The organism is Maribacter aquimarinus (genome assembly GCF_047345505.1).
GTDB lineage: Bacteria > Bacteroidota > Bacteroidia > Flavobacteriales > Flavobacteriaceae > Maribacter.
The window spans coordinates 262,167-275,361 of record NZ_JBLFEO010000002.1 but is presented as its reverse complement, the minus strand read 5'-3'; the positions used below and the strand labels follow the sequence as shown (position 1 = coordinate 275,361).

Genomic DNA, 13,195 nt, shown 5'->3' with positions numbered 1-13,195 from the left:
TAAATGTTAAATTCTCTACATTTGGAAACGTTTGATATTAACCCAAAAAAAATTAAAATTATGGCTTTTGAATTACCAAATTTGCCCTACGCCTATGATGCTTTGGAGCCCCATATAGACGCAAGGACAATGGAGATACACCATACAAAACACCACAACGGCTATACCACCAAGCTAAACGGTGCCATTGAGGGCACCGACCTTGCCGGAAAGTCCATTGAGGACATTCTTGCCCATTTGGACATGGACAACGGGGCCGTACGAAACAATGGCGGTGGTTTTTACAACCACTCCCTGTTTTGGGACATCCTTTCGCCCAATGGTGGCGGGGCCCCCAGCGGGGAATTGGCCAGTGCCATCAATGAAGCCTATGGGTCTTACGAGGCCTTTAAGGAAAAATTCAGTGCGGCGGCCGCCACTAGATTTGGTTCTGGTTGGGCCTGGCTGTGCGTGCATCCTGGAGGCAAGGTGGAGATATGCTCCACTCCGAACCAGGACAACCCATTGATGCCGGGGGTTGGCTGCGGGGGCACGCCCATTTTGGGCCTCGATGTTTGGGAGCACGCCTATTACCTCAATTACCAAAACAGAAGGCCGGACTACATCGGTGCCTTTTTCAACATTGTCAATTGGGACGAGGTGGCCAAGCGTTACGCTGCCGGAAAATAAGCTCTTGGGCAACCGGCAAACTGCCGGTGTCCACTACAAAGAAAGAAACCACTTGGGAATTTCCCAGGTGGTTTTTTTTTAGGTCAAAAATTGAAATAGAAAAGGGCGGAGAAATCTCCACCCTTTTCGTCCCAAATCTTACCATAAACTTAACCTACTTATGCTATGGCAAGACTAAATTACTGGTATTGTGGCAAATAAAAAAAGAATTTTGTTAAAATTTTTCGTTTTGAAAAAACAGATGCTGTGGAAAAACATCCATAAAATGAAAGAAACCAATTGATAGCCATGGAGATACAACATAAAAAAGGCGGGGCATGGCCCCACCTTTTTTCCCCAAATCTTACCATAAACTTAACCTACTTATGCTATGGTTCCCCAAAAGTAATCCCCTTTTGGTTCTTGGTCAAAGGATATGGACAAAGAACAAAAAACTTGGTTAAAATACCCTTATTGCCATGATTTCCCCAAGGCGCTGCCCTCATGAAGCACCATAAAAGACGGTAAGGGCAAAACAAAGAAGGAGCCTGGTTAGGAAATCCCGGCATAGCTTCCAAGGACTTGGTAAGGAAAGTGGCCGAGCCCGGAACAGGGCCCATAGGCTGCCCGCCATTTAACCCAGATTATGCACTGGACTTTCGTTATGAGGGTGTAAAGCCCAATAAAATCAAGACTTTTGCGATTGAGGCGCCCGCCCGAACGTATCGTTCGGTACGGGCGGGTAGCCATCGCTACGGTGAGTGAGCAAAAGTCAGTGCAACGATTGATTTTGAAGGGATTTACAGCCGTAATAGAATTTCTATTGCTTAATCTGGGTTTAAAGGGGTTAACAGGTTGGATGTGCAGCATTGGTGCTTTGGTCAGCGGCACCCACTTGAGAATGGGCAAGTGAACTGTTACTGCCTTTGGTGTTTGGAGATTCACGGCCAAATAAAAAGGCGGAGCAATGCTCCGCCTTTTCCCCAAATCTTACCATGAACTTAACCTACTTATGCTATGGTTCCGTAAAGGTAACCTGCTTCTTGGCCACGCAAAGCACTTCTTTGTTCAACGGTCCAAAAATTGGTTGTAATGCCAGGGGTGCTCAAAGATCGAAACAATACCTCCTGACAAAGGCTGCCTGTGGGCCCGAAATGAGGGAAACATTCAGGACAAACAGGTATCATGGGCAATATAGCTGGTCCTTGAGTTGGAAAATTGAGATCGTTCTGCCTTTGGCGCGCTGGTGTAAAGTGGGCTGCTTCCGGAACTTGGCCCAATGAATGGGCCTCCCAAGTCATTGGTCATGGCCCAGCAAGCCAATTTGTATGGAAGCAACGGATACGGGACGTCCTGAAACGGATTGGTCAAGGTGCAAGGAAGCGCTACGTTTTCAACCAATAAAAAAGGCGGGGAGAACCCCACCTTTTTTGCCCCAAATCTTACCATGAACTTAACCTACTTATGCTATGGTAAAGACTAAATATAGTTCGGGCCGATAGAAGCGTGCCCAATGCTCGTTAAAAGTATCGTTTTAATCGATGAACGGCACATTTGCGTACCTTTCCTACACACTTCCCGATCCCCTACCTTCAATACGCCCTTTGGTTTTTTCCTTCGTAAAAATTGATGAAGGCCCGGTTCACCACCCGGTTGCCTCCCGGCGTGGGGTAGTCTCCGGTAAAATACCAGTCTCCCAAGTTCTTGGGGCAGGCCTGGTGAAGGCCCTCCACACTTTGGTAGATGATCTCCACCTTTGCCTTAATGTCGTCAGGGCTCAACAGCTCCCCTATCTTGGTGGATATTTCCTTTGCCGAAAAGGGGGCGTAAAATTCCTTGACGTAGTTTTTTACTTCCTTGTCCGGGGTGGTGGTCTGTAACAGACATTTCTCGTAGATTTCCTTTACCCTGTGCATGGTATTGCGATCGCGGTGCAGCTCAAGTGCCGCCCTAAAGGCAATAAAATCTTCCAACTTGGCCATATCAATGCCGTAGCAATCGGGGTAGCGTATCTGTGGTGCAGAGGAGACCACCACGATCTTCTTGGGCAAAAGCCGGTCCAGAATACGCAAAATGCTCTTTTTAAGGGTAGTGCCCCGGACAATGCTGTCATCAATAATGACCAAGTTGTCCCCTTTTTTTACAGAGCCATAAGAGATATCGTACACGTGGGCCACGAGATCGTCCCTACTGTCGTCCTGGGTAATGAAAGTGCGCAGTTTGGCATCCTTTATGGCCACCTTCTCTATCCGGGGGCGCACATCCAGTATCTGGTGCAGCTGCTCACTGGTAATTTTTGGGCCCAAGGCCAGGATCTCTTCCTCTTTTTTCTTGTTCAGGTAATTCTGGGCCTCTTTGACCATTCCAAAAAAGGAGGTCTCTGCGGTATTGGGAATGTAGGAAAAGACCGTTTTCTTCAAGTTGCCTCCTATGGCCTCCAAGATTTGGGGAAACACCAGTTTCCCCAGCTCTTTTCGCTCTTGGTAAATCTCCTTGTCGCTGCCACGGGAAAAATAGATGCGCTCAAAAGAGCAGGCCTTTCTTTCCACAGGGGGCAATATTTCCTTTATGCTGCACCGGCCGCTCTTTTTTATGATGATGGCGTGGCCGGGCTCCAGCTCCACCACCTTTTCATAGGGCACATTGAACACGGTCTGTATGGCCGGGCGCTCCGAGGCAATGGCCACGACCTCATCGTCTTTATAGTAGTAGGCCGGCCTTATTCCTGCGGGGTCCCGCAACACAAAGGCATCCCCGTGTCCCAACAGGCCCGCCATGGCATAGCCCCCGTCGAAATTCTTGGTGGACCGCTTCAGGATCTTGGCCACCTTGAGCCTTTCGGCAATAATGGGGGAGGCCTCCTGTTTGGAGTAGCCCTCGCGCTTAATGTCCCGGTAGAGCTTGGCCACGGCATCGTCCAGGAAGTGCCCAATTTTTTCCATCACGGTAACGGTGTCCGCCATTTCCTTGGGGTGTTGGCCCAGTTGAATGAGGTTGTCAAAAAGCTCATCTACATTGGTCATGTTAAAGTTGCCCGCAACGATGAGGTTTCGGTGCATCCAATTGTTCTGCCTTAAAAAAGGGTGCACGCTCTCAATGCTGTTCTTGCCAAAGGTGCCGTACCGGACATGGCCCAGGAGAAGTTCCCCAATGTACGGGATGTGCTTTTTTTGCAGGGCCACATCATCCTCATATTCCGGATGTTCCTTAAAGGCCTGGTTGATCCGCCCGTTTATTTGGCCAAAAATATCCTGTATGGGCTGTTGTTCACAGCTCCGAACCCTGCTCATGTAACGTTGACCGGGCGCCACGTCCAATTTAATGCTGGCAAAACCGGCGCCATCCTGTCCGCGGTTGTGCTGCTTTTCCATCATCAGGTACATTTTGTTCACCCCATAAAAAGCTGTGCCGTACTTTTCCTTGTAGTATTCCAGGGGTTTCAATAAACGGATGACCGAGATGCCACACTCATGCTTAATAGCGTCACTCATTGGTAATTGGGTATTAAAAAACCCCAATATGGGGCCGTTTCAATTTATTTCAATTCAATATCAAATTGGGTCAAGGCCTTGAACTGGTGCAACCTACGGGACACTTCTTCCCGTTTCAGTTCCAAGAGGCGTTCCGTGCCAAAGCGCTCCACACAAAAGGAGGCCATATTGGATCCGTGGATCACCGCATTTTTCATGTTCTCAAAAGAATGGTTGCCCGTGCTGGCCAAATAGCCGGTAAACCCACCGGCAAAAGTGTCCCCGGCCCCTGTGGGGTCAAACACTTCCTTTAGTGGCAGTGCGGGCGCAAAGAACACCTCGTCCTTAAAAAACAACAGGGCACCGTGCTCCCCTTTTTTTATCACCACGTACTTTGGCCCCATTTCAAAGATCCTTTGGGCGGCGGTGACCAGGGAATATTCATTGGTTAGCTGGCGTGCCTCCTCGTCGTTAATGGTAAGGACGTCCACCTTTTTTATGACCTCCATAAGGGGTTCCAGGGCATTGTCCATCCAGAAGTTCATGGTGTCCAACACCACCAATTTTGGTTTTTTGGCCATTTGCTGGATCACGCCCATCTGTACGCTGGGGTGCAGGTTGCCCAGCATGACCACCTCTGCGTCCCTGTGGCCCTCGGGAACCACCGGGGAAAAATCTGCAAGCACGTTCAGTTCCGTGACCAGGGTGTCCCTTGAGTTGAGGTCATTGTGGTACTTTCCCTTCCAGAAAAAGGTCTTGCCGCCCGGAACCACTTCCAGGGCAGAAACATCAATGTCCCGGTCCGTAAAGATATCCAGGTATTCTTTGGGAAAATCATCGCCCACTACGGAGACAACGGCTGCATCCACATTAAAATGGGAGGCGGCCAGCCCAATAAAAGTGGCTGCCCCGCCCAGGATTTTGTCCGTTTTTCCAAACGGAGTCTCAATGGCATCAAACGCAACGGTACCCACAATGACCAATTTTCCCATACTGCCCTAAGTTTTTTAGGCTGCAAATATAAGGTTTTGCAAAGCCACTTGTACCCTTACGTTTTCACAAGTTATTAAATGCGGTGCCCTCCCCGGGGCATTGTCCAATTCCTTGGCGTGTTCATGGGCCTGGCAAGTGTGGGTCCGTGCCGCTCCAACCCAAGTGATGTACGGGACTTTCGCAATGCAGGTGCGGGGCCCAATGAAAGGACCACCGTTGCGGTCTAGGCACGGCCATCACTACTGGCATTGTATGAAAGAAAGCGCAGCAATGGGGTTTTGTGGGGATTTGCAGCCGCCATAAAATTCCAGCGCCTCATTGGGGTTGGCGCCAGGCCGGCCTTTAAAGTGATTTTACCTGTATGTTCCTGAACCAAATGGGCTTGCCGGCATGCTTGCCCTGAAAACCAATGTGGCCCTTGGTGGGCAGTTCAGATTTGGGGACCGAAATCCATTCTGGCACTTCACTCCCATCTGGGTTTATGATGGTGGAGGTAAAGTCTTTCATGTTGATGTGGTTGATCTTCCTATCGTTCAAAAAAACCGTGATTTCCGGACCCTTGGCAATGATATGGTAGGTGTTCCAGATTCCAGGTCGGTGCACCAATTGGGTGTCCACCGCGGCTTGATGCCCAAAAATGGCGCCACATTGCCAGTGTTTGGGGCTGTTGGCCCATTGGGGGTCATGATCGTCCGCAATTTGTATCTCCACGGAGTAGTTGATCCATCTGGGCACATCGCCATAAATAAAAACACCGCTGTTGCTGCCCACATCATTTTTAAATTCCAGCTTCAGCTCAAAGTTTTCATATGTTTCCTTGGACCAGATGGCTTGGTCCTCAGTGGCCGTGAGCACCCCGTCCGTTAGGCTCCATACCCCTTCCGGCCTTATGGTGTTGGACAGGTCCTGGGCAAAAAGCGGTTGCCACCCTTCTTTGGGCGCAGCTTGCTGTTGGGCCTTGCAACCGGATGAAAACAATAGGGCCAGTCCGGCAAAAACCATGGTTCGAAAACGCGAAAGTGAAATCATGGACAAGAAGGTGTTAAAAAGGCAAGAGGCCCAATATCAGGTCTAAAATAGCCATAATAATCCATATAGCGCCCAGCTGCTTGGCCATAAGGGTTTTGGAGATGGATGGCTCCCCCCGTAATAGGCCCTTGGCCAGCTAGGCCCCAAGAACAACAAACGTATTTTTGCCCATTTACGGGAGCCATCAACTACTTTCTGCCAAAATCTGCCGGAATCTCGCCCCAGGCCTTCGTCTCCCATTTTACAATGGGGGTGGTGTAGCTGTTTTTGTTCAACCAGTCCACGGCACGCCTAACCAAATGGAAAAGCTCCCTGTTTTTGTCCGTCTCCACCAGCTTGGTGTTGCACTGCTTCTTGCGCACCCAGCCCATCGCGGTCCTGGAGTCGGTGTAAATGATGCGGTCGCTTTTGTGCTGCTTTAAAAAGGCGAGTCCGTGCACAATGGCCAGAAACTCGCCAATATTGTTGGTGCCCTCCTCAAAAGGCCCTTGTTTAAATAGTTTTCTGCCGGTCTTGGTGTCCACGCCCTGGTATTCCATACGGCCCGGGTTTCCGCTGGATGCGGCATCGACGGAAATGGAATGGTAGTTGGGCCGTCCGATCACGGCCAGTTCTTGGGCCGTAAGTGTCCCTTTGCCCTTACTGCTGCCCTTATGCTCGTCATAACTGCCGTTAAGGGCCCTTTTGGCACTTGCAAGGTCTGGAAAGGACTTGAACTGGGCGCCCGCATAGCCCGCAATGGCCTTTTTACATTGCTCCCAACTGGTATGTATGCCCTCTTGGTGGCCCTTCCAGACCACGTAATATTTTTTCTTTTTAGCCATGGTGTCCTGTTAAGCGCTCCCTTCTTCCGGCCTTTTCCCGGATCCCGTTAACAGACCTTCCAGGACCTTTGGAAAATGGGCGTGTTCCAGGGCATGCACCTTACGGGCAATGTCTTCCGTACTGTCTTGGGGGTGCACGGCCGTGGTTGCCTGGAAGATAACGGCACCCTCGTCATAGTGTTCGTTCACATAATGTATGGTGATCCCGGTCTCTGCCTCGCCGTTCTCGTGTACGGCCCGGTGCACGTGGTTCCCGTACATGCCCTTGCCCCCGTATTTTGGCAATAGGGAGGGATGTATGTTTACCATGCGCTTGGGAAAGGCCCGGACCATGGCCTGGGGTATTTTCCACAGAAAACCGGCCAGGACGATCAGGTCCGGTTGCAGGGATTGCAAGACCTGTAGCACCGTATGGGTCTCATAAAAGGCCGTTCTGTTAAAATAAAGGGCCGGGACCTTGAGCCGATCGCAGCGGTCCAGCACCGGGGCATCTTTCTTGTTGGAGAGCACGGCCACCACCTCCACCTGCCCCCGATGCTTAAAAAAGTGGACAATGTTCTCCACATTGGAGCCGGAACCAGAAGCGAAAAGTACAATTTTATGGGTTTTCAAGAACAAAGATTTTATAAGGTTGTGCCCAGATAATCCGGTCGCAAAGCTACGGAGCCCCTCCTTGGGCAGGTGCCCCGTACAAGACAGCAGGGACGGGCACCGCAGGACCAAAAATACAAAGCACGGAAGAAAAAAGGAGGGAACCAAAACGGGAAGACAAATCCCGATGACACCCGCCCGTTTGTGCCTTAGGGGAACAAAAGGTGTTTTTTTGATTCAAAAACATTAGGCTTTGTCCTTTAATTTACTAAATTACCGTACATTTTGGCGACAAAGGACGTAATTAATCCAAAGTTTTTTACTTTTGCCAACAATTTAAATTTTTAAAACCAATATTATTATGTCAGACATTGCATCAAGAGTCAAAGCTATCATTGTTGATAAACTAGGGGTTGATGAAAACGAAGTGGTATCAGAAGCTAGCTTTACGAACGATTTAGGGGCAGATTCATTGGATACCGTTGAGTTGATCATGGAATTCGAAAAGGAATTTGATATACAGATCCCGGATGATCAAGCTGAAAATATAGCCACTGTTGGCCAAGCCATAAGCTACATAGAAGAAGCAAAGTAATCTCATGGTTTTTTAGAAAGCCTATACATTATCCATGCGGAAAGATTTTCCGCATGGATATTTTTTTTAAATTACATTTGGTTTGTCTTTTAACTTAAACTAAGGTCCATGCAACTAAAGCGAGTGGTGGTTACCGGTCTGGGCGCACTGACGCCCATTGGGAATACGATAGGGGAATATTGGGACGGTCTGGTGAACGGCAAGAGCGGGGCTGCGCCCGTGACCTACTATGATGCGGAAAAATTTAAGGTGAAGTTTGCCTGTGAGCTCAAGAACTATGACGTCAATGACCATTTTGATCGCAAGGAAGGGCGCAAACTAGATCGTTTTGCCCAATACGCACTGATCTCTTCCGATGAGGCCATTGCCGATTCCAAATTGGATCTGGAGCGCCTGGACAAGTTTAGGGTAGGGGTCATTTGGGGGGCCGGCATAGGCGGTCTGGAGACCTTCCAGAACGAGGTGATGAATTTTGCCAAGGGCGATGGCACACCCCGTTTCAACCCCTTCTTTATCCCCAAGATGATCGCGGACATTGCCCCCGGCAACATTTCCATAAAACACGGCTTCATGGGCCCCAACTACACCACGGTCTCTGCCTGTGCGTCCTCGGCCAATGCCATGATAGATGCCCTGAACTACATCCGTCTGGGGCATTGTGACGTCATTGTCACCGGTGGCAGCGAAGCGGCCGTGACCATTGCCGGAATGGGAGGTTTTGGCGCCATGCACGCCCTCTCCACCAGAAACGACAGCCCGGAGACGGCCTCCCGCCCTTTTGATGCCACCAGGGACGGCTTTGTGTTGGGGGAAGGTGCCGGTGCCCTTATCCTGGAAGAGTATGAACACGCCAAGGCCCGTGGCGCAAAGATCTATGCCGAACTGGCCGGTGGCGGAATGACCAGCGACGCCTACCACATGACGGCCCCCCATCCAGATGGCATTGGCGTGGTGCGGGTCATGCAGAACTGCCTCCAGGACGCCGGAATGGACATTGCCGAAGTGGACGCCATAAACACCCATGGCACCTCCACCCCACTGGGCGATGTGGCAGAGCTCAAGGCCATCTCCCAAGTGTTCGGGGAGCACGCCAAGAACATCAACATCAATTCCACCAAATCCATGACGGGCCATTTATTGGGTGCCGCAGGGGCCATTGAGGCCATCGCTTCCATCTTGTCCATGGAACACGGCATGGTGCCGCCCACCATAAACCACGCCACGGTAGATGAGAACATTGACCCTGAACTGAACCTGACCCTGAACAAGGCACAAAAACGGGAGGTAAAGGTGGCCATGAGCAACACCTTTGGCTTTGGGGGGCACAATGCCTGTGTGGTCTTTAAAAAAATAGGATAATCCCAGTTTATGCCCTTTCCCAAGAACATATTCAGTCCCCATCCAAAAGGTGATGGGGATTTTTCTTTGGGCATCAAAAAAATTCTGGGATTCAAGCCCAAGAACATTCAATTTTACAAAAAGGCCTTCCTACATCGTTCCATGAACGCCAAGGATGCGGACGGCAATGCTATGAACTATGAACGCCTGGAATTCTTGGGAGATTCCATGCTGGGCACCATTATCTCCAAGCACCTCTACACGGCCGTGCCCCACGGGGATGAAGGCTACCTTACAAAAATGCGTTCCAAAATTGTGAGCAGGAAACACCTGAACCAACTGGGCAAGGACCTGGAACTGGTAAAATACCTGAAAAGCCGTATTCCCCAGAGCCATTTTGGAGAGAACATACACGGCAATGTCTTTGAGGCCCTGGTAGGTGCCATTTATCTGGACCGCGGGTACAACTATTGCGAAAAATTCATCACGCAGCGGGTAGTGGAACCCTATGTGGACATTGAGCAATTGGAGGGAAAGGTCATAAGCTACAAGAGCCTCATGATAGAATGGTGCCAAAAAAAGAAGAAAACCTTCACCTACACCGTTTATGAAGACACCGGAAATGATGAGAACAAGCACTTTGCCGTAAAGCTCTCCATAAATGGGGACGTGGTGGCGAAGGCCCGCGAAACCTCCAAGAAAAAAGCGGAGGAAAAAGCCTCCAAAAGGGCCTTTTTTGCCCTGCAGAACAAAATGGAGCCAAGACCGTGAAAAGACGGGGTGGCCTTTTGCACAAGAAACAAGTATCTTCCAATGCCCGGGCCATTTTAGGCTTTGTATGTGAATAACGCTATCTTTGTTCCTATTATCATTGCTATAATGGCAGTCCATAAAATCAATGACGCCCTCTATGACGAACCCTTTCTCTTGGTGGCCCTGCACAGCAACCTAAAGGACTATGCCCTGGCGTACGCCCTTAACAAGATGGCGAACACAGGTTTTAAAAGGGCCAAAAAGGATTTTGAGCTCAATGCAGACAGTTCTTTTCCATATTTCGTTTGGGAAGACACGAAAAGCGAGAGCTACTGGGCCCTGGTGGCCAACCAAAGCACAACGGCGGCCCTGACCGTTAACAACGACCTTTTCCAGAACCAGAGCACCCTTTCTTACCAGAGGTTGTTGCCAGAACTGAAGGAAGTGGATTTTTTTATAAAAATTGAAGAAGGGGAGTACGTTGACAAAAAAAAACTGATAGAAAACATAATGGCCGTGCCCAACATAAGGGCGGCCTATGAAATTGATACCGACAAACTGAAATCTAAGAACAACTTAATTTTTTAATAATGCCAAGGAAGAAGAAGACGAAGATAGTGGCCACCTTAGGACCCGCAACCAGCCAAAAAGACGTATTGAGAAACATGATATTGGAGGGTGTGGACGTCTTTCGCATCAATTTCTCCCACGCGGATTATGATGATGTGCGCCAGCGCGTTGAAATGATCAGGGAGCTGAACGAAGAAATGCAGGCCACCACCTCGATCCTTGCAGACCTGCAGGGACCCAAGCTCAGGGTGGGCGTCATGGCCGGGGAAGTGGTCGTAAGCCCCGGGGATGAGATCACCTTTGTCACCGGCACCCCTTTTGAGGGCAATGCCGAAAGGGTGTACATGAACTACAAGGAATTTCCCAGGGACGTAAAGGCCGGAGAGCGTATTTTGTTGGATGACGGCAAGCTCATGTTCGAGGTGGTCACCACCAACCAAAAGGACGAGGTCAGGGCCAAGGTGATCCAGGGCGGCCCCTTAAAATCCAAAAAAGGGGTAAACCTGCCCAACACCAACATTTCCTTGCCGGCCCTTACCGAAAAAGACGTGAAGGATGCCGAGTTTGCCATTTCCCTCAATGTGGACTGGATCGCCCTTTCTTTTGTGCGGTTCAGCCAGGACCTGATCGATCTTCAGGAGATCATTAAGAAACACTCCGAGCACAAAATTCCGATCATTGCCAAGATAGAGAAGCCGGAGGCGGTGAAGAACATAGACAAAATCGTGGCCTATTGCGATGGGCTAATGGTGGCCCGTGGCGATCTTGGCGTGGAAGTTCCCGCCCAAGAGGTGCCCCTGATCCAGAAAGAACTGGTGCTTAGGGCCAAAAAGGCCCGTATCCCGGTGATCATTGCCACGCAAATGATGGAGACGATGATCACCAGTCTTACGCCCACCCGTGCAGAGGTGAACGATGTGGCCAACTCCGTCATGGATGGGGCCGATGCGGTAATGCTTTCCGGAGAGACCTCCGTGGGCAACTATCCGGTACAGGTCATACAGAAAATGAGCAGCATCCTGACCAGTGTGGAGGGTTCCAGCCTCATTAAAGTGCCCCATGAACCGCCGCACGTGCGCACCAACCGCTACATTACCAAATCCGTCTGCTACCACGCGGCGCTGATGGCCAATGAAATCGAGGCCCGGGCCATTTCCACCCTCACCAACAGTGGCTACACCGCCTTCCAGATATCCGCTTGGCGGCCCAGCGCCCATATTTTGGTGTTCACCTCCAATAAGCGCATCCTGACCCAACTGAACCTTTTGTGGGGCGTACGCGCTTTTTATTACGATAAGTTTGTCTCCACGGACCAGACCATTGAAGATGTGAACAGCATTGCCCATAACAAGGGCTTTGTACAAGTGGGAGATATGGTGGTGAGCCTGGCGGCCATGCCCATAAAGGCCAAAGGTATGGTAAACACCCTGAGGGTCACGGAAATTGAGGAAGCCGTGGTGAAATAGGGCAATGGGCCATCGCCGTGCGCCCCCATTGAAAAAACTTGCCGTGCAAACCAAAAAAAACGCTGCATGTCCCTAGGGTCAATGCAGCGTTTTCTTTAGGCCAAAAGTCTTTGGGGGGCCCCTTATCTAGGCCACCTCCCTTTCAAAGGCCACAAAGTTGGTCAACTCCCCGTCAGTGTTAAAAATGGGCCGGCCCTTGATCCAACATTTATAGGGCTGGCCGTCCCTTCTATAATTGAGCACCACCTTCTCAAAAGGACGCCGCTCCCGTATGGCCTCTGAAATCTCTTTCAAGGTCTTGGGGCAGGTATCCTTTCCTTGAAACACTTTGGGTTTCAGCCCCACTACTTCTTCCGGGTGGTAGCGGTTCATTTCCCAGATGTTCTTGGTGGCATACACAATGTTCAGCTGGGCATCCGTTACCACGGCAATGTGTTTTTTGGTGCCCACTTCCTTTTCGAACAGATCGGGCTCCAGGTTCCAATTGTTCTTGTTCCGCATTTGGTTAAGGGCCACCACATCACTGGAAATGGCACAGTCCTTGGCAAACTGGTCGCCGTAAAAATCCCAAACGGTTATAGGCAGGGAATTATAGCTCAGGGTCTGGCCAAAGCGTTGCACGGCCTCGTCATAACTCTTCAGTTCTTTCATAACAATAGGGTAATATTCAACTCTTGACTTGATCGGGATGAGTGAAGCATGCATTGGAATCTTTCCTTTCACAATCAATAAGGGACAATCCAAAAAAACCTTTGGATTGTCCCTGACCATCTCATACCAATTTTTAATAAAGCTATAAAAACTGGCACATCAGAAAAAAAAAAAGGATATGATTAACAATAATGTTTAAGCAATTGCGGCAGTGTAGGGGCCAAACCACAACAAAGTTTGAACAGTGAGTTCCCTGTTTTCACGCTT

At 49.9% G+C, this 13,195-nt stretch carries 12 protein-coding genes; 6 read left to right on the top strand and 6 right to left on the bottom strand.

Annotated elements, in window-relative coordinates:
• Positions 1-60 precede the first annotated feature (60 nt).
• Positions 61-669 carry a superoxide dismutase gene (locus ACKWCC_RS02615; protein ID WP_413994341.1) on the top strand — a complete coding sequence of 203 codons (609 nt, stop codon included), beginning with the start codon at positions 61-63 and terminating at the stop codon, positions 667-669.
• Positions 670-2,240: 1,571 nt separating this feature from the next.
• Here the strand turns inward: ACKWCC_RS02615 and ACKWCC_RS02610 are convergent.
• The 5 genes from ACKWCC_RS02610 to purN form a co-directional block, all read right to left on the bottom strand.
• Positions 2,241-4,139: an amidophosphoribosyltransferase gene (locus ACKWCC_RS02610; RefSeq protein WP_413994340.1), complete on the bottom strand. Its 1,899-nt coding sequence runs from the start codon at positions 4,137-4,139 to the stop codon at positions 2,241-2,243.
• Between the two features lie 44 nt (positions 4,140-4,183).
• Positions 4,184-5,110: a PfkB family carbohydrate kinase gene (locus ACKWCC_RS02605; protein ID WP_413994339.1), complete on the bottom strand. Its 927-nt coding sequence runs from the start codon at positions 5,108-5,110 to the stop codon at positions 4,184-4,186.
• Between the two features lie 343 nt (positions 5,111-5,453).
• Positions 5,454-6,140, bottom strand: coding sequence for a 3-keto-disaccharide hydrolase (locus ACKWCC_RS02600; RefSeq protein WP_413994338.1), 687 nt, complete (start codon positions 6,138-6,140; stop codon positions 5,454-5,456).
• Positions 6,141-6,328: 188 nt separating this feature from the next.
• Positions 6,329-6,964, bottom strand: a complete 636-nt coding sequence (locus ACKWCC_RS02595) for a ribonuclease H1 domain-containing protein (protein ID WP_413994337.1) — start codon at positions 6,962-6,964, stop codon at positions 6,329-6,331.
• Between the two features lie 9 nt (positions 6,965-6,973).
• A complete protein-coding gene (gene purN, locus ACKWCC_RS02590; protein WP_413994336.1) occupies positions 6,974-7,576 on the bottom strand; it encodes a phosphoribosylglycinamide formyltransferase in 603 nt (200 codons plus the stop codon).
• Positions 7,577-7,916: 340 nt separating this feature from the next.
• Between purN and ACKWCC_RS02585 the strand changes: the two genes are divergently transcribed.
• The 5 genes from ACKWCC_RS02585 (at position 7,917) to pyk (ending at position 12,277) form a co-directional block, all read left to right on the top strand.
• Positions 7,917-8,150: an acyl carrier protein gene (locus tag ACKWCC_RS02585; protein ID WP_047247024.1), complete on the top strand. Its 234-nt coding sequence runs from the start codon at positions 7,917-7,919 to the stop codon at positions 8,148-8,150.
• A 108-nt stretch (positions 8,151-8,258) separates the two neighbouring features.
• Complete coding sequence (gene fabF / locus ACKWCC_RS02580) at positions 8,259-9,509, top strand: beta-ketoacyl-ACP synthase II (RefSeq protein ID WP_413994335.1); 1,251 nt, start codon at positions 8,259-8,261, stop codon at positions 9,507-9,509.
• A 9-nt stretch (positions 9,510-9,518) separates the two neighbouring features.
• Positions 9,519-10,259 (top strand): ribonuclease III, encoded by a 741-nt coding sequence (gene rnc, locus ACKWCC_RS02575; RefSeq protein WP_413994334.1) that lies wholly within the window; start codon positions 9,519-9,521, stop codon positions 10,257-10,259.
• A gap of 108 nt (positions 10,260-10,367) precedes the next feature.
• Positions 10,368-10,829, top strand: a complete 462-nt coding sequence (locus tag ACKWCC_RS02570; RefSeq protein ID WP_413994333.1) for an IPExxxVDY family protein — start codon at positions 10,368-10,370, stop codon at positions 10,827-10,829.
• Between the two features lie 2 nt (positions 10,830-10,831).
• The gene (gene pyk, locus ACKWCC_RS02565) at positions 10,832-12,277 is read left to right on the top strand and encodes a pyruvate kinase (RefSeq protein WP_413994332.1); all 1,446 of its coding nucleotides are present in this window, start codon (positions 10,832-10,834) and stop codon (positions 12,275-12,277) included.
• Between the two features lie 126 nt (positions 12,278-12,403).
• Here pyk and ACKWCC_RS02560 read toward each other — a convergent pair whose 3' ends face one another.
• Positions 12,404-12,928, bottom strand: a complete 525-nt coding sequence (locus ACKWCC_RS02560) for a PAS domain-containing protein (RefSeq protein WP_413994331.1) — start codon at positions 12,926-12,928, stop codon at positions 12,404-12,406.
• Between the last annotated feature and the right edge of the window lie 267 nt (positions 12,929-13,195).

Excerpts from the sequence above, each read along its gene's own strand:
- fabF (WP_413994335.1), top strand. The coding sequence starts at position 8,259 with ATGCAACTAAAGCGAGTGGTGGTTACCGGTCTGGGCGCACTGACGCCC.
- pyk (WP_413994332.1), top strand. The coding sequence starts at position 10,832 with ATGCCAAGGAAGAAGAAGACGAAGATAGTGGCCACCTTAGGACCCGCA.
- ACKWCC_RS02560 (WP_413994331.1), bottom strand. The coding sequence starts at position 12,928 with ATGAAAGAACTGAAGAGTTATGACGAGGCCGTGCAACGCTTTGGCCAG.
- ACKWCC_RS02615 (WP_413994341.1), top strand. The coding sequence starts at position 61 with ATGGCTTTTGAATTACCAAATTTGCCCTACGCCTATGATGCTTTGGAG.
- ACKWCC_RS02570 (WP_413994333.1), top strand. The coding sequence starts at position 10,368 with ATGGCAGTCCATAAAATCAATGACGCCCTCTATGACGAACCCTTTCTC.
- ACKWCC_RS02585 (WP_047247024.1), top strand. The coding sequence starts at position 7,917 with ATGTCAGACATTGCATCAAGAGTCAAAGCTATCATTGTTGATAAACTA.
- rnc (WP_413994334.1), top strand. The coding sequence starts at position 9,519 with ATGCCCTTTCCCAAGAACATATTCAGTCCCCATCCAAAAGGTGATGGG.
- ACKWCC_RS02595 (WP_413994337.1), bottom strand. The coding sequence starts at position 6,964 with ATGGCTAAAAAGAAAAAATATTACGTGGTCTGGAAGGGCCACCAAGAG.
- ACKWCC_RS02605 (WP_413994339.1), bottom strand. The coding sequence starts at position 5,110 with ATGGGAAAATTGGTCATTGTGGGTACCGTTGCGTTTGATGCCATTGAG.
- ACKWCC_RS02600 (WP_413994338.1), bottom strand. The coding sequence starts at position 6,140 with ATGATTTCACTTTCGCGTTTTCGAACCATGGTTTTTGCCGGACTGGCC.
- ACKWCC_RS02610 (WP_413994340.1), bottom strand. The coding sequence starts at position 4,139 with ATGAGTGACGCTATTAAGCATGAGTGTGGCATCTCGGTCATCCGTTTA.